The sequence below is a fragment of the Paraburkholderia sp. UCT70 genome, from assembly GCF_050434085.1.
In the GTDB taxonomy this organism is placed as follows: Bacteria; Pseudomonadota; Gammaproteobacteria; order Burkholderiales; family Burkholderiaceae; genus Paraburkholderia; species Paraburkholderia tuberum.
On sequence record NZ_JBNPVZ010000002.1, the window covers coordinates 1,849,258 to 1,869,572 of the forward strand.

The following is a 20,315-nucleotide window of genomic DNA, read 5'->3' on the forward strand; positions in this document are numbered from 1 at the left end:
CGGTGTGTTTTGCGGTCAGCGTGAGCGCTTCAGCTGTCGGCCGGAGTTAGTGCTTCAGCACTTACTCCGGGCCCATGCAAAGCGCTTACCCGGACCCCACCCCCGAAGGGGGCAGGAACACGCACACGGTTGAGATCGGTGTTGTGCCAGAAACAACACAACCCCCACCCGAATCCTTTACGCTTCTTCCCGATTGGCTGTGGCGCAACCGGTTGACTCCAACCCTGCGACGCAGCAACCCGTCATGCCTGATGACCATAGCGAGTCGGTCCCACCCCTTCCCATCCCGAACAGGACCGTGAAACGACTCCACGCCGATGATAGTGCGGATTGCCCGTGTGAAAGTAGGTAATCGTCAGGCTCCTCCCCAGTCAGAAACCCCACCCGCCGCGGTGGGGTTTTTGCGTTTACGCGGCCGACTTTGCGCGCTTCACTACTTTCCGATCCGCAACGCATCCGCGTAACCCGTCAGTTCCAGATAGGCTCGCCCTACATCCGCATTCTGTTGACTCACCCGTACCGCGCCTTCCCAATACACGGCACCGGTCGACTGTCGTGAGTCGAGTTCCTGATCGTCCATTAGCGGATCGAGTTGCCATGTCAGCGTTCCCGCTCTAACCGTCATCGAGACCGGATACAAAGTATTCGTGTGCGGCGAGCGCCACATGCGACGCGGCGTGAAGTCGACTTCACCGGGGTCGAAATTCGTTACCTGACCATCGGGTCTGCGAAGCGTCGCGTGGGCCCATATTGCATGTCCGTCGCGGCTACGGATCTTGAATGCCATTAGCGCCGAGCCGTCCGTCAAATTGGCGCCGAGCCAATCCCATCCGACCGCATTGGCGTCGAGCAACGTGCTCGACCACTCGTGATCGAGCCATGCGGTCCCCGTCACTGCTGCATCGCGCGTCGTGTCGTTTTCACCTCCGGCTGGGCGCACCACAGTGCCCGTCACGCGGAGTTGCGGTTCGCTGTAGTAATAGCTCGCCTGCTCGGGCCGCGGTCCTTTGCGCGAGTAACCGCGCTCGCCCTGAATCAGCGGAGGCTGCGTTGGCGCGAGTTGGAGGTGTAGCGAGAATCCGCTTGCATCGGCGGTGACGTCGTAGTGGCCGTCCGCGGCGCGAATCATTTTCCAGGCGTCGAGTTTGACGTCGGTGTTGGCGGTCTTCGCGTAGGCGAGCCCGAGACCCTGCCGAGCGATGCGTTGATCGTGAACGAGGTGTCCGATGGCCGGATCGCTCAACGCAGCGTGCGCGATGATCAGTTGCGACGGGGCGAAATCGCTTGGATCGGCGGCATCGTGACCAGTCGCCGTACGAAAGAACGTGATCTGGAATCCGAGCGGTCGGTTGTCGGGCGTCGTGAGCCAGCCTGTCGCGTACCACCATTCGGTGCGGAAAGCCGGATGAGCACCGCTGTCCCGCGGAAACGAGATCGGATGATCTGGCGTGACTGCCGCGAAGGCGACCGGGGTGGACCCAGTGGAGTCGCTACTAGCGGCGAAAGAGGGCGACACAGCGGCTATGCCAATCCAAAGTAGCCCTCGGAAAAAAAGCTGAAGGCGCCGCGGAGGTGACCCGCCGTGTCGGCGCGCGATGCACGTTGCGCAGCCATCAAGCGCAGAGCAAACCTCGCGAATGGCCGCGCTATCCCAGATCAACCGAATTTTCCACGCACGCCGTGCAACTGGCATCACCAGTCCTCCTTCACCGCGCGCACTGCATCCACCGACACCGCGCCGCGTCCCGCGACCACCGCCGTCGTACACGACAGCACCAGCATTACCAACGCGACTGTGCCCAGCACGAACCACGGTACATGCAGCGACATGCTCCAGTGAAACGACTGTGGATTGACGACGAACACGAGAATCAGGCTGATCGCGAAACCAAGCGCGAAACCGAGCGCAATGCCGCATGCGGTCAGCAGACCGCCCTCCGAAGCGAGGATCGCGAGAATCTGCGCGCGCGTCACGCCGACGTGGCGCAACATCCCGAACTCACGGGCGCGCGCGAGCGTCTGCGCGGAAAACGTCGCTGCGACGCCGAACAATCCGATCACGATCGCCACCGCCTCGAGCAGATACGTGACCGCGAAACTGCGATCGAAGATCACCAGCGTGCGCGCACGGATCTCGCCCGGTTGCGACACCTCGAGCGAAGCGCCGAACGGCAGCGCCTTCAAACTTGCGACGACGGGTTCGACATTCACGCCCGGCTCGACGGTCACGGCGACATCGGTTGCGGTGGAGTCGCCGGTCAGCCGCCGATAATCGGCAAGCCGTATCTGGATCGCGCCGCTCTGCCGCGCGTAGTCGCGCCAGACGCCCGCTACGACGAACGTCTGGCCATGCTCGCCGAGCGACAGCCGCACACGTTGACCTAACTCATATCCATACAGGTCGATCATTGCTTCGGAGACCCAAATAGGTATGTCGCCGGCGCGAAGCGCGGACGGCGGCAGCACCGCGCCGGTCATCTGCAGAGTCGCACCCGGATCGGTCGCGTCGATTTCGCGGGCGAGCAGCGCGACGTCCGGGCGCGCGGGGTCGAGCGTCAGATGTGTGATGCGCGCGAACGCGGCGTTGCCGATGCCGGGCACCGTCGCGATGCGCCTCTGTTCGTCGGGCCGCAAGCCGCCAGTGTCGCCGCTATTGCCGCCCGACGCTACGCGCACATACAGATCGGCGGACAGCAGATGCGTGATCCAGTCGTCGACAGACACGCGGAAGCTGGCCACCATGATCGCCATCGCGACGATCAGCGCGAAGCTCGACAGCACGCCGCCCATCGCGATCGACGCCTGCCCCGGCGCATTCGCGAGACGCGCAATCGCGAGCGTGCCCGTCGCGCCCGCGCGGCGTCCTCGCGTGCCGCGCGCGCGGCCTGCCGCGCCGAATATCAGCGCGGTCACGCGCGGCATCAGCGCAATGCCGCCGACGAGCAGCAACGCGACCGCCAGATAACCGGCGATCGGCGCATCGAACCACGGCGGCACGCGCGTCAGCGCGGCGGCCGCCAGCAAACAGCCGAACGCCGGCCACGGCGTCGCGAGCCGCGCCAATGCGCTTTCCTCGGCACCGGCCTTGAGTGCCAGGGCAGGCCGTGCGCGGGCCGCGTCGATAGCGGGCGCTACGCTGCCCAACACCGACACCGCGACCCCGAGCGCGAGAAACACCGCGCTCGCGAGCGGCTCGAAACCGACTCGCGGTTGCACGCCCGGAAAATAGCCGCCGCCGAGATCGCTGCCGAAGAAGCGCAGCGCACCGCTGGCCATCGCGTAGCCGAGCGCAAGTCCACACAACGAGCCGAGCAACCCGAGCAGCGCGCCTTCAAGCAGGATCTGCCGCAATAGCTGAGCTCGCGTGAGCCCGAGCACGCGCAGCATCGCGAATTGCGATCGGCGTCGCACGACACCGAGTGCCTGAGTCGAAAACACGAGGAACGCGCCCGTGAACAGCGCGACCAGCGCGAGCACGTTCATGTTGATCCGGTAAGCACGCGACAGGCGATCGGTGCGGCTCTCAGTGTCGCGCGTCTCGGCGACTACCCATGTACTGCCGAGCTGCTGTTGCAGATCGCGTTTGAAGCGTTGCCGATCGACGCCGCGTTCGAGTTGCACGTCAACGCGCGTTAGCTTGCCCACCTTGCCGAATCGCCATTGCGCGGCGGCGATGTCCATCACCGCGAGCCGTTGACCCGGCCGCGTGCGCACGAGCCCACCCGCGACGCGCAGATGCAGATCCGACGTACCGCTGCGTAGCGTGACGTCGTCGCCGGTCTTGACGTTCAGCCATTGCTGCGCGGCCGTCGACAGAAATATCGCATCGGAGGCGAGCGTGTCGAACGGGCGATCGGGCGAGGGCACGCCGATCAGATCGGGCGTGATCGACCTCGCCTTGAAGACGTCGATGCCGAGAACGGGCAGTGCACCGGTGCGGCCCGGCACCGCGACGTCGAGCGCGAGCACGGGACTCGCCAGCACCACGCCCGGTTCGTTGGCGAGTCGCGGATAGAGGGACTCGTCGACGAAAGGCTGCGCGCCGCGCACCTGCAAATCCGCTTCGCCTGACAGACTGCGCGCGGCCGCCGAGAATTCGTTGAAGGCGGCGCTGTTGATCAATTGCACTGCGTAGCCGAGCGCGACGCCTAGCGCGATCGTCGCGATGGCGACGAGTGCGCGTCCGCGATGACTGCGCCATTCCGCGACCATCAGCCAGCGCGCGAGAACACGATATCCCGGCGCGCGCGGCAGTGGACGAAGGTCAACGGCCATCGTGGGTCGAGCGGGCCGCGGCGTGGGCGACGTTCGCGGCCTTATCGCGCGCGCCATGCAAGTCGCCCTCGCTCAGGATCAACACGCGGTCGGCCACGGCGGCCGCGGCCTCCGAATGCGTGACCATGATCGTCGCCGCGCCGGTTGCCTTGCTTTGCGCGCGGAACAGGCCGAGCACGTCGCGCGCGGTGGCAGGGTCGAGGTTGCCGGTCGGTTCGTCGGCGAGAAGCAGCGTCGGACGATGCACGAGTGCGCGTGCAATGGCTACACGCTGCAACTCGCCGCCGGAGAGATCGCGCGGAAAGTCGTCGCCGCGTCCGCCGAGGCCGACCGCCGCGAGCATGTCGAGCGCGGCGGCCGTCGGTAGATCATTGAGCAGCAGCGGCAGCGCGACGTTCTGCGCGAGCGTCAGATGCGGCAGCACGTGAAACGCCTGGAACACGAAGCCGAGCTTCTGGCGCCGCAGTCTCGTCGCGGCGTTGTCGTCGAGTTGCTCGACCGGGCGTCCGTCGATTAGCACGCTGCCGCTATCGGCGCGGTCGAGCCCGGCGATCAGGTTGAGCAATGTCGACTTGCCGACGCCCGAGTCGCCCATGATCGCGACGAACTCGCCCGCAGCGAGTGTGAAGTCGAGCTGCGCGAGCACGATGCGGCCGGTGCCGTACCGTTTGCTCAGGCCGCGGCATTCGAGTGCGGGTACGACGTCGTCACGAAGCGCCATGCGAGGAGGTCCGGAAAAGGAGTCGGGCGAGGGGAGCCCGCTGCGCGAATTGAGTGTGCCTCGCCGCGCGAGTTTCTGCAGTAGTTACCATGGCGCGGCGCTGGTCTGTGTAAGGAAAAAGGAAGATTCGTGCGCCTGGAGTGGAACATTTTCAGCGCACCTTGATCGAGGCGCGCGGCACCGCTAGCGACCTCCTCGCCGGTCGGTTTAGACCGCCCATACAAAATTTTTTTATCGCCGACGAGGCAAATTTTTGTTTGGTTGCCGCTCGTCCCCGACCGTCAAAAGGCACTGAGCAGCACGATCCGTTCCAGTCGAACCAGCCCCATAAACAGCGAATGTCTAACAGCGGCCAACCTCCGGGTAATTGCAAGCTTTTGCTGCCAAACTGCCAAGGCCTAACGACGCCTTTGTAACAATGTGCAAGCGCACATTTCGATGCATTTTGCAAGCGCCCACGTCGCAACAATGTATTGTGGCGCGGATTTCGCGGCTGTTGCGATGCAAAATTATTCTTATCTTGGTAATCTCCACCCTTGGTCAGTCGGCTGCGGGTAAACGTGTAGCGGGAAACCCCTCCACGCGTCGATTTCAGCGAACTGCAACTTACATTTCCATTTCAATGCCTGTTTGTTTCAGGGGCATTGACGGGGCGTTTTGTACTTCAAGTTTTGACAGAGCACATGCCATTGCCTCTCCTAAGTCTTCTCATCTGGATCCCCATCGTCGCCGGGTTCGTGGTTCTGCGCGCCGGGTCGGACGCGGCGCGTAATCGCACGCGCTGGCTCGCGCTGATCGGCGCGGTGGCGGGTTTCTTGCCGGTGATCCCGCTCGTGGCGAGTTTCCGTAACGACGTGACCTCGATGCAGTTTGTCGAGAACGTCCGCTGGTCGCCGACGTTCGATATCGCATGGCATGTGGGAATCGACGGGATTTCGCTCTGGCTCGTCGCGCTGACCGCGCTGACGACGATCATCATCGTGATCGCATCGTGGGAGTCGATCACGCAGCGCACCGCCCAGTACTTCGGCGCGTTCCTGATGCTGTCGGGCTTCATGCAGGGTGTGTTCACGTCCCTCGACGGCATGATGTTCTTCATTGCGTTCGAGGCGACGCTGATCCCGCTGTATCTGCTGATCGGCACCTACGGTCACAAGAACCGCACGTACGCGGCGGTGAAGTTCTTCTTCGTGTCGTTGCTCGGCTCGCTGATGATGCTGATGTCGCTGCTCTACCTGTATAGCCTGACGCACAGCTTCGACCTCGCCGTGTGGCGCGAAGCGCATCTCGACATGGTGCCGCAGGCGCTGATCTTCCTCGGCTTTCTTGCCGCGTTCGGCGTGAAGGTGCCGATGTGGCCGCTGCACACGTGGCTGCCCGACGTGCACCTCGACGGCCCGACGGGCGCCGCGGTGATGATCGGCATGCTGAAGATCGGCGGCTACGGTCTGCTGCGTTTCGCGCTGCCGATCGCGCCGCAAGCGAGCCATTTCTTCGCGCCGATGATGATCACGCTGTCGCTCGTCGCGGTGATCTATTCGAGCCTGCTCGCACTCGTGCAGACCGATATGCGCCGCCTGCTCGCGTATTCGACGGTCGCGCATATGGGCCTCGTCACGCTCGGTCTGTTCGTCTTCAACCGCTTCGGCCAGTCCGGCGCCATCGTGCAGATGATCTCGTACGGCGTGGTGTCCGGCGCGATGCTGTTATGCACCGGCATGCTCTACGACCGCACGAAATCCGCGTCGATCGCCGAATACGGCGGCGTCGCCAACACGATGCCGCGCTTTGCCGCTTTCGTGATGCTGTTCTCGATGGCCAACATCGGTCTGCCGGGCACGTCGGGTTTCGTCGGCGAATTCATGGTGCTGATGGGCGCGATCCGCTTCAACTTCTGGATCGGCGCGATCGCCGCGACCACCCTGATCCTGAGCGCGGCCTACACACTGTGGATGTACAAGCGCGTGATCTTCGGTGCGATCGCCAACGCGCGCGTCGCGAAGCTGAAGGATCTCGGCAAGCGCGAGTTCGCGCTGCTCGGTGCGTTGGCGCTGCTGGTGCTCGCGATCGGTCTCGACCCGAAGCCTTTCACCGATGCGATCGATCCGTCGGTCGGCACGCTGCTCGCGCAATCGGAACGCTCGGCGCTGCCTTCGGATTCCGTGCCGACGGAGGGCGGCGAGCATCTGCAGGCAGCGGCGCCCGGACCGGCTCCCGTCGCCATGCACACGCCGGGTTAACAGAACAGAGCGCAAGAGTCGTTGTCGCATTCGCGCGTCAGGATGCGGCGACGCTCTTGCGCTTTTGCGCGTCGTTATCAATCCCTTTGTGAATGCATGCGTGTTGTGGTACGTCGAAAAACCGCTGCGCGTCCAGCGATTTTTAGCGCTTATTTCAGGGGACTTTTGCGATGCGTCAGCTTTTCGATGCTTCGTTTCGAAGCGTCGCAAACGACGCTGGTGAATAGGGAGTGCGGGGAAATGCGGCAACGTGTCGCACTGCGTCGCGATGCAATAGATCGTTGCTAAATGGAGTGTTTATTAGCATCCGATGCCCCCCTATTATGCGAGCGCTTATTAATGGAGAGCCGTCGAATGACGTTCGTTGAAGTCAAAAAAACGAGGCAGTGGATATGAAAGGACGGACGCTGAGAAGGCCGGCAAGTTTCATTTCCGCCAGCCTCATGTTGCTGCTTTCGGGTTGCAGCCACCTCGATATTCTGAATCCGAAGGGCAGTGTGGGACTCGCGGAGCGTGATCTGATCGCGACTTCGGTGTGGGCCATGCTGATCGTCGTGGTGCCGGTCATTCTGATGACACTGTTTTTCGCGTGGCGTTACCGCGCATCGAACAGCAACGCCGAATACCGTCCAGGTTGGACGCATTCCACCGCGATCGAAGTTGCCGTCTGGACCATTCCGGCGCTGATCATTTTGTTTCTCGCCGTGTTGACGTGGAAGAGCACGCATGAGCTCGATCCGTATCGTCCGCTCGAGTCGCAGGTCAAACCGATCAACGTCGAAGTCGTCGCGCTCGACTGGAAGTGGCTGTTCATTTATCCGGACCTCGGCATCGCGTCGGTGAACCAGCTCGCGATCCCGGTCGGCACGCCGGTGAACTTCCGGATCACGTCGGACACGGTGATGAACTCGTTCTTCATCCCGCAGCTGGGCGGCCAGATCTACGCGATGGCGGGCATGCAGACGCGCCTGCACCTGATCGCCGATCACGCCGGCGACTACGCGGGCACCTCGGCAAACTTCAGCGGCAAGGGCTTCTCGGACATGAAGTTCCGCACGCTCGCGACGTCGCCTGAAGACTTCAATGCCTGGGTTGCGAAGGTGCGCGCTTCGTCGGACCGCCTCGACATGGACCGCTATCACGCGGTGTCTGAGCCGAGCGAAAAGGACCCGGTGCGGTACTTCTCGACGGTCGATCCGAAGCTCTTCAACAACATCATTGCCCGCTACAACAACGGCAACGTCATCGACAACATGAAAGACGCCAACTGTGCGCCTAAGGGGTAACTCATGTTCGGAAAACTAACTCTCGATGCGATTCCGTATCACGAGCCCATCATCGTTACGGCGGGCGGCGGGATGGTACTCGCCGCGCTGGCGGTGCTCGCCGGGATCACGTATTTCGGCAAATGGCGCTACCTGTGGACCGAATGGCTGACGTCCGTCGACCATAAGAAGATCGGTGTCATGTACATCGTCGTTGCGTTCATCATGCTGCTGCGCGGCTTCGCCGACGCGATCATGATGCGTATGCAGCTGGCGCTGTCGTACCTGAGCCCGGGCTTTTTGCCACCGCATCACTACGACCAGGTCTTCACCGCGCACGGCGTCATCATGATCTTCTTCATGGCGATGGCGTTCATGATCGGTTTGATGAACATCGTCGTGCCGCTGCAGATCGGCGCGCGCGACGTCGCGTTCCCGTTCATCAACTCGCTGAGCTTCTGGATGACGGCAGTCAGCGCGATCCTGATCAACATCTCGCTGGTGATCGGTGAATTCGCACAGACGGGCTGGCTCGCTTATCCGCCGTTGTCGGAATTGCAGTTCAGCCCTGGTGTAGGCGTCGACTATTACCTGTGGAGCCTGCAGATCTCTGGTATCGGCACATTGCTGACCGGTGTGAACTTCTTCGTGACGATCGTGAAGATGCGCGCTCCGGGCATGTTGTGGATGAAGGTGCCGGTGTTCACGTGGACCTCGTTGTGCGCGAACGTGCTGATCATGGCGTCGTTCCCGATCCTGACCGTCACGCTCGCGCTGCTCGGTCTCGACCGCTACCTCGGCATGCACTTCTTCACGAACGATGCCGGCGGCAACGCGATGCTGTACCTGAACCTGATCTGGGCATGGGGTCACCCCGAGGTGTACATCCTGATCCTGCCGGCGTTCGGTATCTTCTCGGAAGTCGTCGCGACCTTCGCTAAAAAGCCGCTGTTCGGCTACAAGACGATGGTATGGGCGACCTGCGCGATCATGGTGCTGTCGTTCCTCGTGTGGCTGCACCACTTCTTCACGATGGGTTCGGGCGCGGACGTGAACGCGTTCTTCGGCATCGCGACGATGGTGATTTCGATTCCGACCGGCGTCAAAGTGTTCAACTGGCTGTTTACGATCTACAAGGGCCGTCTGCAATTCACGACGCCGGTTCTGTGGACGATCGGCTTCATCATCACTTTCACGATCGGCGGTATGACCGGTGTGATGCTGGCGATTCCGGGCGCGGACTTCATGCTGCACAACAGCCTGTTCCTGATCGCTCACTTCCATAACGTAATTATCGGTGGCGTGCTGTTCGGCTATCTGGCCGGCTTCAACTACTGGTTCCCGAAGGCGTTCGGCTTCAAGCTGAACGAGAAGCTCGGCAAGGCCGCGTTCTGGTTCTGGCAGATCGGCTTCTGGGTTGCGTTCACGCCGCTGTACGTGCTCGGCTTCATGGGCATGACGCGTCGTCTGAACCACTACGACAACCCGACCTGGCATCCGTGGCTGATCGCCGCCGCGTTCGGCGCGGTGCTGATCGCAATCGGTATCGCTTGCCAGCTGCTGCAACTGGTCGTCAGCATCCGCGATCGCAATCTGAAGGAAAACCGCGACCTCACGGGCGATCCGTGGGACGGTCATACGCTGGAATGGGCGACGAGTTCGCCGCCGCCGGCTTATAACTTCGCGCACATCCCGGACGTCCGCTCGCTCGACGCGTTCACCGAAATGAAGTCGCGCAAGGGCGGTGTGAAAGTGCCGGCGTATCGCGACATTCACATGCCGTCGAATACGTCCGCGGGTCTGTTGGTGGGTCTGTTCTCGCTGGTGCTCGGTTTTGCCGGTGTGTGGCACATCTGGTGGCTTGCGATCGTTGGCGCGGTCGGCGCGATCGCCACCGTGATCATCTACAGCTTCATGGACAACGACGGCTATTACATTCCTGCCGACACTGTCGCGCTGATTGAAGAGAATCGCAACGGCGGTGCTGGTGCCGTGGCCGGTGTCGGCGCAAGCGCCGGCAAGCAGGTCGCGCTGGAGGTGGACTGATGTTACAGAAGACAATTGCGGTTGAGCCGCAACTCGCGCCGGACCATGTGCCGTCGCACTCGGTGTTCGGTTTCTGGCTGTACCTGATGACCGACTGCATCCTCTTCGCGGCGCTGTTCGCGGTGTTCGCGGTGATGAGCCACCAGTTCGCGGGCGGTCCGAGCGGCAAGGACCTGTTCGAGATTCCGGGCGTCGCACTTGAAACGACGATGCTGCTGCTCTCGAGTATCACGTACGGCTTCGCGATGCTCGGCGCGCACAAGAACCGCAAGGGCGTGCTGCTCGGCTGGCTCGGCGTGACGTTCCTGCTGGGCCTCGCGTTCCTCGTGCTGGAAATGCGCGAGTTCTCGCACCTGATCGCCGAAGGCGCGGGTCCGAGCCGCAGCGCGTTCCTGTCGTCGTTCTTCACGCTGGTCGGCACGCACGGCCTGCACGTGACGTTCGGCCTGATCTGGATGGTCGTGCTGGCGCTGCAGGTGATGCGTCATCGCGACCTGACCGAACGCGACATGATCCGTCTGACGTGCCTGAGTCTTTTCTGGCACTTCCTCGACGTCGTGTGGATCGGCGTTTTCACCTTTGTCTATCTTGCGAGCGTGATCTAAATGGACCATAGTCATAGCGCCCATGGCGCACACTCGGAAGGCGGTCACGGCAGCTTCGGCAGCTATACGGCGGGCTTCGTGCTCTCCGTCATTCTGACCGTCGCGGCATTCGCGCTCGTGATGACCGGCACGTTGACGGGCCAGAGCGCGTTGCTCGCGATCGCGGGTCTCGCGTTCGTGCAGATCCTCGTGCATCTGGTGTTCTTCCTGCACATGAACACGTCGTCGTCGCAGCGCTGGAACGTGACGGCGTTTGCGTTCACCGTGCTGACCGCTGTTATCGTGGTTGGCGGGACGTTGTGGGTGTTGCATAACGTCAGCATGAATATGATGTCGCGCTAAGCGGATAACGCTTTAGCGTCAGCCTCGGGAAAAAGCCCCGCAAGATTTCGATCTTGCGGGGCTTTTGTTTTGTCTGGACGGTTTGTTTTTTTACTATGCTCGTGGCGCGCGCTTTTGCTGAAGGCGCCATATGGCGTGGCGAATTGCATTGCGGCTCCAGCGAAAAGCTTTGAGAAGCGGCCGCATCCGGTTGCCGCGTACTTTTTCGAGCGGCCGTGCGGCTTGTGGTGCGAGTTGTTCGACCACGGCTTCCGGGGTCGTGAAGAGACGGGTTTTCCAATCGAAGTACAGTGGATAGCGCAGCAGCACGCCCGCGCACAGCATGTCGAGCGTCAATGTGCGATGACGCCACGGCAGCGGCGCGAGCGCGTCGTGGGTGAGTCCCCAGCCGGCGTAGAACGGCAGCCCGTAGGTGAACACCGCTTTGCCGCGCAACAGCGCGTCGAAGCCCGCAAGCGACGAGAGCGTGTGAACTTCATCAGCCGCATCGACGAGCGACAGCAGGTCTGCTTCGGTATCGACGACGTCGGCGAGTTGCTGCGCGTCGATCAGACCATTGCGATTGCCTGATAGCACGTCGGGATGCGGTTTATAGACGACGAATGCGTCGGGCCGCAGGCGGCGGACTTCGCGCAGCAGCGCATCGGCAGTGCCGATTGCGCGCGTGCCGAGGCGGATCGATGCGTCGTCGGCGACCTGGCCGGGGACCAGCACGATTTGCTTGCCTGACGTTGCGGTCCATGCAGGGCGCCGGCGGCCGAGGTTGTACTTGGTGACGCCGAGTTGCACGACCTTGTTGCGAAGTGCCGCGGCGCGCGCCAACTCGGTGTCGCTGAACTCGGTCTCGTTCAGCAGCACGCTTAAGTCGCTCGGCTGATTCGCATCGAAGTACAGTCCGCGGCGATCGATCACCTGACTGCGCGGCGCGATCATGTCGGAACCGAGACCTGTCGAGTGGAAGAAGCCGTCTTCGATTCTGACGCGGCGCACCTCGGGGGCAAGACCTTCCGCGCTGCGCGCGCCCCACAGCACCGCGCATTCGTGCGCTTGCACGGATCGCGGCTCGTGTGTCCAGCGTAGCGCGGCGTTGCCGGCGCTGATGTACGGCGTCGCAAGCGGCCGCTTCCACCACTGGAAGCGGATCGCCGCCACCGGTTGCAGATCGGGGAAGCGTTGTTGGACTGCTTGCTGCAACTCGATGCTGTCGAGCAGATCGTCGAGCGTGCCGGCCGTGTGCGTGGCCGGATTCAGATAGCGCGTGAAGCGCACGAACACCACGTCGAACAATGCGGCGAGCGTGGGGCGCGCGGTGCGATTCGGTAAGGGCAGGTCGTCATGGGTTAAGCCCCAGCCGGCGTAATAGGGCGCGCCGAACACGTGCACCGGTACGCCGGCCAGCAGCGCATGCATGCCCTCCGACGCGCCCAGCGTATAGACGTGGTCGACGTGAGGCAGCGCGGCGCACAACGATTCGTGTTCGGTGAGATGGCGGGTGCCGGGCGGCAAGGTATCGACTGATGCGGAAAGCCAGTGCCCACTGCCCGGATCATCCGATCGCGCGATCCAGAATTCGGCTTGCGGATGGGCCTTGCGCGCGGCTTGCAGCATTCGCGCGAAGGCGTGCCGTGAGTTGTGCGTTGCGATGGCGCCGAGCCCGTTTGATCGAACGCGCTCGTCGATCAGCAGGACGCGGGTTGTGTGTCTGGTTTCGAGCAATGCGGCGGGACAGACGAGTTGCGATTGACGCAGCGTCGATGCATGGCTGCGTGCGAACCGTTGCATCAGTCGCTTGATCTCGACCTCGGGCAATGCGCCGGCGTTGCGATCGTGTTTGATTGCGGCGACGAAGGCGGAATCGAGTGCTGCGGCAAATGCTTCTGCACTGGCATCGGCAACAGGCATTGAGAACCACGACAACAACGGCGTGCCTGCAGGCCCGCGTGACCAAACCGGTCCGGGCCACGCGGCACGGACACGGTTGCCGCCTACGCGTGCGAAGCGCAACGCGACGCGCCCATGCCAACGATCGATCCACAGATGTTCTGAACTTTCACGGAATGCGCTCAGCGTGCGCGAGCCGCGCGTGATACTGGGCAGATCGATTGCCAAACTCGCGGGTGCCTGTTCTTCAGCGACGTGTTGCTTCATTTAACGCAGCGTCTCTAGAAAGCCGTCGACGTGCTCGAAATGCTCGGCCCACGTCGGCTCACGAAAACGTTCAATACGCGTTAGCTGCGCATCGCGCTCGGGGCTATTCGCGCGAGCGTAGGCCTGAATGCGGGCGAGCCAGCCGGGGCCGTCGAGCGGATCAAGATAGTCGGGAATGTCGTCGGCGATTTCGTGAAAAACGTCGAGATCGCTTGCGAGTACCGGCACTTTCAACGCGAGCGCTTCAGCGAGTGGCATGCCATAGCCTTCGACGAAAGACGGAAATAGCAGCGCCTGCGCGTGTTGCAAATAAGCATGAAGCTGCTCGTCGGAGCAGTGCGCTTCTTCTATCACGACGCCTTTCAGATTTTCGCAGCGCTCTAGCATATCGACGACGTTTTCGCATTCCCAGCCGCGGCGGCCGATCACCACCAGCTTCGGCGCGGCTGCGCCGAGCTGTTCGACGAGACGCCGCCAGACGTGCAGGATGAACCAGTGGTTCTTGCGCGGCTCGATGGTGCCGAGGATGACGAAGTAGGGAGCTGGCAGCGGGCGCTCGGCGAGCGGGCGCTGGGTGACACCGGAGGCCAGGCGTGCGACTACGCTCGGCGGCATGGGAAGATCAGCGCGATGTGCTTCGGCCGCGAGCGAGTCGAGGGTGGCCTGGGAATTCATGATCAAGCCGCTCGCGTGCTTCAGCGCAGTGTGCATGCGGTGCCGATGCGTTGCGTCGACGCCTGCGCGGCAATACTCGGCATGCGTCAACGGGATTAAATCGTGGACCATGAATACGGGGCGAATCTGACGTTTCGCCATTGCACTGTAATAACGTCCGAATTCCATGCCGTTGTGACTTGTGTGCAACAGAATTCCGCTGAGTCTTGTTTCTCGCAGGCGATTAAGGCACGCGCGGATGACTAATGCGCGGATCGCGTTTCGATTACATGCGGATGAAAGAAGCCATGCAAACGTTTGCTGTGAATCTCTCTCAGCTAATACTGTGGAAAAACCCCGTTCGCTGAGAACCGCGCGCGCCTTTGCGCTGTACTTCTCAATATAGGCGAGACCCACGCGGTCCACGCCCGTGGGCAAAAGCCCGTTATAAAGGCGCGTGAGAAGGCGAGTGACGTCTAGAAAGAGGGTTGGCACGAGAGTGTGAGTCGATTTGTTAGCTAGCGCGCAGAATTTTTCTGAAATTTCTTGTGTGGATTTTTAATCACAGCGAGACATTCTACCCGAGTGCATGAGACAATTCGCGCCGAAGTCTTACTCACTAACTTTTTTTCAAAAGTTGTAATAAATGCCGCGTCTGTCTCGTTGTACTTTTATGTTTGCATCGGCTTTGACGGCTGCGTTCCTCGGCGGTTGTTCTAACATCCCTACCTCGGGTCCAAGCAAGTCGCAAATTGATCGGGCTGCCACCGCATCCGGTGCGACAGCCATCCAAATCGTGGATGTTACTGACGAGGTAGCGCGCAAGCTTCTTGCCGAACGCCGCGCCGGCGATTTCTCGAAGACGCTTGGCAACGAGGCCATGCGGCAGCAGCCGCTGGGCCCGGGCGATGTCGTCGAAGTGTCAATTTGGGAAGCGCCACCAGCGATGCTGTTTGGGGCTGCCCCAACCGACACCCGGTCTGGTGGACCGTCCAACGCGCGCGTCACAGTGTTGCCCGAGCAGATGATCGACAGTGACGGCAACATTAACGTGCCGTTCGCCGGGGCGATTCGGGCCGCGGGGCGGACGCTGAACGAAATCGAGCGGTCCATCACGCAGCGGTTGCAGGGCAAGGCCAATCAGCCACAGGTTCTGGTGCGGCTTGCGCGCAATTCGAATTCATATGTGACGATCGTCGGTGATGTGGTGTCTAGCACGCGCATGCCGCTGACGCCAAGCGGCGAGCGACTACTCGATGCGCTGGCAAGTGCGGGTGGTGTGCGGCAGCCAGTCGACAAGATGACGATTCAGGTCACTCGAAGCGACAAGGTGCAATCGCTGCCGCTCAATACGATCATCCGCGATCCGAGTCAGAATGTGCCGCTTCGGTCCGGCGACGTCGTGACCGCGCTGTTTCAGCCATACAGTTTCACCGTGCTGGGCGCCGTCAGCAAAAATGAGGAGATCAGCTTCGAGGCACAGGGGATCACGCTTGCACAGGCATTGGCACGCGCCGGCGGTCTGCAGGATAGCCGCTCTGATGTGCAAGGCGTTTTTATCTTCCGTCTAGAAGACGCCAATGCTTTGCAGTGGCCGATGTCTCCTGCTCGTACGACGGCCGATGGGAAGGTGCCGGTGGTGTATCGCGTGAACCTGCGGGATCCCAACTCGTTCTTTGTCGCTCAGAGTTTCATGATGGACAACAAGGACCTGTTGTATGTGTCGAATGCACCTATCGCGGAATTGCAGAAATTCTTGAATGTCATTTTCTCGGTGGCATATCCAGTGATTACTGGTGTCCAGACGTTTAGGTAATCGCGCTTGTGGATGGATATATGTATCGCCGCTCATGATCACGCACGCCGACATCGCAATTGTCGGCGCCCCCTGCGTCCCCGCCGGCTCAGCCATTGGCGAGGCGGTCACCCGGAGCTTCGCGCCACATCGGAGGGGCGAGTAGCCGTCACAGTGGATGGCGGCCGGGACCTCGGGACATCCAAGCGTGTTAAGGCCGTTCACCGGAATAGTTAATTGCTTTTTCAAATTCGGTATCGAGGTAAATATGCTGTTCGTAACGGGTGGCGCGGGCTTTATTGGAGCCAACTTCATTATAGATTGGCTTGCCGGCTCCAATGAGCCGGTGGTCAATCTAGATAAACTGACTTACGCAGGAAACTTGGATACGCTCAAGTCGCTGACCAACGACCCGAGACATGTATTCGCGCGTGGTGACATCGGTGATCGAGAACTAGTAGCTGACCTGCTAGCCGAACATCGGCCCCGAGCCGTGATCAATTTTGCGGCAGAATCCCACGTCGATCGGTCCATTCACGGACCGAGCGAGTTTATACAAACCAATGTGGTCGGCACTTTTAACCTACTTGAGTCCGTCCGCGGCTATTGGAGCGAACTGCCGGAGCCAGAGAAGCAAGCGTTCCGCTTCCTGCACGTCTCCACCGACGAAGTTTATGGAACGCTGGGCCGCGACGATCCGCCGTTTGCGGAGACGAACGCCTACGAACCAAACAGCCCTTATTCTGCGAGCAAGGCCGCGTCCGACCATTTGGTGCGCGCATGGCATCACACCTATGGCATGCCGGTACTGACCACAAATTGCTCGAATAATTACGGCCCGTATCACTTTCCAGAAAAGCTAATTCCTCTGGTGATTCTTAATGCACTCGCCGGCGATCCGCTGCCGATCTACGGTGACGGCCAGCAAGTACGTGACTGGCTTTATGTAAGAGATCACTGTTCCGCGATTCGCCGCGTGCTGGAAATAGGAATTGTGGGGCAAACGTATAACATCGGTGGCTGGAATGAGAAGCCGAACCTGGATGTCGTCCATACAATCTGCGGCATTCTAGATGAATTACAGCCGCGTGCAGCTGGGCAGTCGTACGCGAGCCAAATCATGTTCGTGCAAGACCGGCCGGGGCATGACCGCCGCTATGCGATCGACGCGCGCAAGCTCGAACGCGAACTGTGTTGGAAGCCTCGTGAGACCTTCGAAAGCGGGATTCGCAAGACGGTGGAATGGTATCTGGATAATCAGGCGTGGGTGCGCAAGGCTATCACCGGGGGAGGCGCACCTTCACGAATCTGTTTGGGCGAGATTGCATAGGCGCATTTCGATTCGATCGCTGGAATAACTTTAAAAATGTAACTTTGGAAAAAATCCGTGGAAATGCACCTTGTCTCCGAAACCGAGGCTCAACCCGCCACCGTCACTTGGATGCAGCGACAAACACGACGCTGGGCTAAAGTCAATCGCTTGTTTCTCGTAACGGTTGTGGTGCCGATGATATTGTCGAGTATCTACTTCGGTGTAGTTGCTTCCGACGTTTACGTTTCCGAGTCTCGTTTTATTGTGCGTGGTGCTCAGCCGCAGATGCAGAGCGGGATCGGCGCCCTCCTGCAAGGTACAGGCTTCTCGCGTTCGGAAGACGACGTCCATAGTGTTCACGACTACGCGCTGTCTAGAGATGCCTTGCAGAAGCTCAACGCGACACTTAATCTCGAGGAAATGTTCGGAAGGCGAAATATTGACATATTTAGCCGTTTCGCACCGTATGGAATAGAGCGGAATTTCGAGTCTTTATATCGATACTACCAAAAGCACATTGCAGTTGAAGAGGACTCTTCATCCTCCATTTCAATATTGCAAGTACGAGCGTATAGCGCGGAAGATGCTTTCCGTGTAAACAAAATGTTACTTGAGATGAGCGAGAATCTTGTCAATCAACTCAATGAGCGCGCACGTCTCGATACTATTCGTTTTGCCACCGCGGAAGTCGAAGCGGCCGAACAACGTGACAAGGCGGCAGCCGTGGCACTCGCTAAATATCGCAACGAAAAAGCTGTATTCGACCCCGAGCGCCAGTCCGCAATCCAATTGCAACTTGTTTCGAAATTGCAGGATGACCTCATAACCACCAATACGCAACTGGCGCAATTACGGAGCTTGGTTCCCGACAATCCGCAGGTGCCGGCTCTGCAAAAACGGGCTTCAACGTTGCAAGCAGAAATGGACTCCCAGATGGCTAGGGTGGCGGGTAGTAACACGTCACTCACGAATAAATCTGCTGAATTCGAACGCCTCTCGCTGGATCTTACGTTTGCCGACAAGCAGGTAGGCATTGCACTCGCTTCGTTGGAGCAAGCCCGTAACGATGCTCAGCGAAAACAGCTATATTTGCAGCGCATTGTTCTGCCAAACAAGCCGGACGCATCGATTGAGCCGAGGAGGTTGCGTGCCATTTTTGCCACCCTCGCTCTGGGATTGATCGCATACGGCGTGCTAACTATTCTGCTGGCAGGTGTGCGCGAGCACAAGGACTAAGGTGGCCATGAACCATCCTACAATACCATTGCGCCGCTCATTCGCCATCCAATTGCGCGTGACGAACGCCTTGATAATGCGCGAGGTCATTACCCGCTATGGGCGCCATAACATCGGATTTCTTTGGCTGTTTTTAGAGCCGATGTTGTTCACCTTGGGAGTTACTACCATGTGGACGCTCACTAAAATGACACACGGCACCAGCTTGCCTATTACTGCCTTCGCGGTCACAGGCTATTCGTCGATACTACTGTGGCGGAATTGTAGCAACCGTGCTGTGAAGGCAATCGAGCCAAATCTTAGTCTTTTGTACCACCGTAATGTACGTGTGTTCGACGTTTTTGCTGCACGACTTATCCTTGAAATTGCAGGGGCCACTACTTCTATCGCGGTGTTGACGATTTCGTTCACCGCTATAGGCTGGATGAATTTGCCTGTTGATATTCTTACGGCGATTGGCGGTTGGTTACTTCTCGCCTGGTTCGCCTGTGCTCTCGGCTTGACAGTAGGATCGATATCAGAACGATCTGAAGTTATCGATCGGATATGGCATATCTTCACTTATCTGTTGTTCCCACTTTCCGGGGCGGGCTTTATGGTGGATTGGCTACCGAAGTCTTTCCAAGAATCCATTTTGTGGTTGCCGATGGTGCACGGTACGGAAATGATACGGCATGGCTATTTTGGCAATGTTGTGCGGACATATGAGAGTCCAGCTTATCTGGTGCTGTGGGATGCAGTACTGACACTTCTCGGATTAGCGTTGATGAGAGAAACCGGACGCAGGGTAGAGCCAGAATGATTGCACTTGACAACGTCTGCAAAGTCTACGAGACCCGACAAGGTCCCCGCACCGTGCTGGAGGGCATCGATCTGCGCATTGCCAAGGGGGCGAAAGTTGGGATTCTAGGCCGGAACGGCGCGGGTAAGTCCACGCTTATCCGCCTCATCAGCGGCGCTGAGCTTCCCACAAGTGGGCGCATTCATCGAGGCATCAGCATCTCATGGCCACTGGCTTTTGGGGGGGCATTCCAAGGTAGCCTGAGCGGGCTGGACAACGTGCGGTTCATCTGCCGTGTCTACGGCGCCCCGATTGAACCCGCTATTGCCTTTGTGGAGGATTTCTCGGAGTTGGGCAGTTACCTGCGTGAGCCCGTCAAAAAGTACTCTTCTGGCATGCGTGCCCGGTTGGCGTTTGCGATCTCGATGGCAGTGGACTTTGACTGCTTTCTGATCGATGAAATTGTGGCGGTCGGTGACAGTCGCTTCCACGAAAAATGCCACGTGGAGCTGTTTGAGAAGCGTAGCGACAGAGCGATGATCATTGTCTCGCACAGCCCCGACTATATCCGCGCCCACTGCCAACACGCTGCGGTGCTTGTGGCTGGAAAGTTGCACAGCTTCGACCACGTTGACGACGCATTTAGCTACTATCAATCTCACCCGAGTTAATTAGCTAAGCGAGAAATCCACCGCGATAAGGGAAATGGAATTTCGCTTGTATATGTCAAGGGCGGGTCAAGTTGTATTGGCTCATCTTTGCTCGCAGATTAGTAATCAAGTGACCTAACGCCAAGGACAGGTAAACTTCCTTGCGCGGGCAATCGGCGAGGTCTTGATGCGCTAGGACTGAACCGGGTTCATATCTTGAAATCTGGCAATACTTTCGATGTCGA

General features: G+C 60.0%; 15 protein-coding genes and 1 rRNA gene. 11 read left to right on the forward strand and 5 right to left on the reverse strand.

Annotated features, from left to right (window positions below; all coding sequences use genetic code 11):
- Positions 1-247 precede the first annotated feature (247 nt).
- Positions 248-361: ribosomal RNA gene (gene rrf, locus OKW41_RS10895) — 5S ribosomal RNA — on the forward strand.
- Between the two features lie 72 nt (positions 362-433).
- On the opposite strand, the gene OKW41_RS10900 is transcribed toward rrf, so the two are convergent.
- From OKW41_RS10900 to OKW41_RS10910, 3 genes are all read right to left on the reverse strand, one after another.
- Positions 434-1,525, reverse strand: a complete 1,092-nt coding sequence (locus OKW41_RS10900; RefSeq protein WP_429573385.1) for a lipocalin-like domain-containing protein — start codon at positions 1,523-1,525, stop codon at positions 434-436.
- Between the two features lie 167 nt (positions 1,526-1,692).
- Entirely contained in the window at positions 1,693-4,275 is a 2,583-nt protein-coding gene (locus OKW41_RS10905) for an FtsX-like permease family protein (RefSeq protein ID WP_429572473.1), read from the reverse strand.
- The gene (locus OKW41_RS10910; RefSeq protein ID WP_429443361.1) at positions 4,265-4,996 is read right to left on the reverse strand and encodes an ABC transporter ATP-binding protein; all 732 of its coding nucleotides are present in this window, start codon (positions 4,994-4,996) and stop codon (positions 4,265-4,267) included. The genes OKW41_RS10905 and OKW41_RS10910 overlap by 11 nt, the downstream gene beginning before the upstream one ends.
- Positions 4,997-5,679: 683 nt before the next feature.
- Here OKW41_RS10910 and OKW41_RS10915 point away from each other — a divergent pair.
- The 5 genes from OKW41_RS10915 (at position 5,680) to cyoD (ending at position 11,494) form a co-directional block, all read left to right on the forward strand.
- Positions 5,680-7,236, forward strand: coding sequence for an NADH-quinone oxidoreductase subunit M (locus OKW41_RS10915; RefSeq protein WP_429572474.1), 1,557 nt, complete (start codon positions 5,680-5,682; stop codon positions 7,234-7,236).
- 392 nt (positions 7,237-7,628) lie between these two features.
- Positions 7,629-8,522, forward strand: coding sequence for a ubiquinol oxidase subunit II (gene cyoA, locus OKW41_RS10920; RefSeq protein ID WP_429572475.1), 894 nt, complete (start codon positions 7,629-7,631; stop codon positions 8,520-8,522).
- A 3-nt stretch (positions 8,523-8,525) separates the two neighbouring features.
- Positions 8,526-10,547, forward strand: a complete 2,022-nt coding sequence (cyoB, locus tag OKW41_RS10925; protein WP_429572476.1) for a cytochrome o ubiquinol oxidase subunit I — start codon at positions 8,526-8,528, stop codon at positions 10,545-10,547.
- Positions 10,547-11,152, forward strand: a complete 606-nt coding sequence (cyoC, locus tag OKW41_RS10930; protein WP_429291152.1) for a cytochrome o ubiquinol oxidase subunit III — start codon at positions 10,547-10,549, stop codon at positions 11,150-11,152. The genes cyoB and cyoC overlap by 1 nt, the downstream gene beginning before the upstream one ends.
- The gene (gene cyoD, locus OKW41_RS10935) at positions 11,153-11,494 is read left to right on the forward strand and encodes a cytochrome o ubiquinol oxidase subunit IV (RefSeq protein WP_429443369.1); all 342 of its coding nucleotides are present in this window, start codon (positions 11,153-11,155) and stop codon (positions 11,492-11,494) included. It begins immediately after the preceding gene.
- Between the two features lie 93 nt (positions 11,495-11,587).
- Here the strand turns inward: cyoD and OKW41_RS10940 are convergent, their stop codons facing one another.
- Together OKW41_RS10940 and OKW41_RS10945 are read right to left on the reverse strand one after the other, a co-directional pair.
- Entirely contained in the window at positions 11,588-13,642 is a 2,055-nt protein-coding gene (locus OKW41_RS10940) for a capsular polysaccharide biosynthesis protein (RefSeq protein ID WP_429572477.1), read from the reverse strand.
- Positions 13,643-14,791 (reverse strand): glycosyltransferase family 4 protein, encoded by a 1,149-nt coding sequence (locus OKW41_RS10945; protein ID WP_429572478.1) that lies wholly within the window; start codon positions 14,789-14,791, stop codon positions 13,643-13,645.
- 151 nt (positions 14,792-14,942) lie between these two features.
- Between OKW41_RS10945 and OKW41_RS10950 the strand changes: the two genes are divergently transcribed.
- From OKW41_RS10950 to OKW41_RS10970, 5 genes are all read left to right on the forward strand, one after another.
- Positions 14,943-16,112 carry a polysaccharide biosynthesis/export family protein gene (locus OKW41_RS10950; protein ID WP_429572479.1) on the forward strand — a complete coding sequence of 390 codons (1,170 nt, stop codon included), beginning with the start codon at positions 14,943-14,945 and terminating at the stop codon, positions 16,110-16,112.
- A 247-nt stretch (positions 16,113-16,359) separates the two neighbouring features.
- The gene (gene rfbB / locus OKW41_RS10955) at positions 16,360-17,421 is read left to right on the forward strand and encodes a dTDP-glucose 4,6-dehydratase (RefSeq protein WP_429572480.1); all 1,062 of its coding nucleotides are present in this window, start codon (positions 16,360-16,362) and stop codon (positions 17,419-17,421) included.
- A 63-nt stretch (positions 17,422-17,484) separates the two neighbouring features.
- Complete coding sequence (locus tag OKW41_RS10960; RefSeq protein ID WP_429573386.1) at positions 17,485-18,639, forward strand: hypothetical protein; 1,155 nt, start codon at positions 17,485-17,487, stop codon at positions 18,637-18,639.
- A gap of 7 nt (positions 18,640-18,646) precedes the next feature.
- Positions 18,647-19,441: an ABC transporter permease gene (locus tag OKW41_RS10965; protein WP_429572481.1), complete on the forward strand. Its 795-nt coding sequence runs from the start codon at positions 18,647-18,649 to the stop codon at positions 19,439-19,441.
- The gene (locus OKW41_RS10970) at positions 19,438-20,091 is read left to right on the forward strand and encodes an ABC transporter ATP-binding protein (protein ID WP_429572482.1); all 654 of its coding nucleotides are present in this window, start codon (positions 19,438-19,440) and stop codon (positions 20,089-20,091) included. The genes OKW41_RS10965 and OKW41_RS10970 overlap by 4 nt, the downstream gene beginning before the upstream one ends.
- The last annotated feature ends 224 nt before the right edge of the window (positions 20,092-20,315 follow it).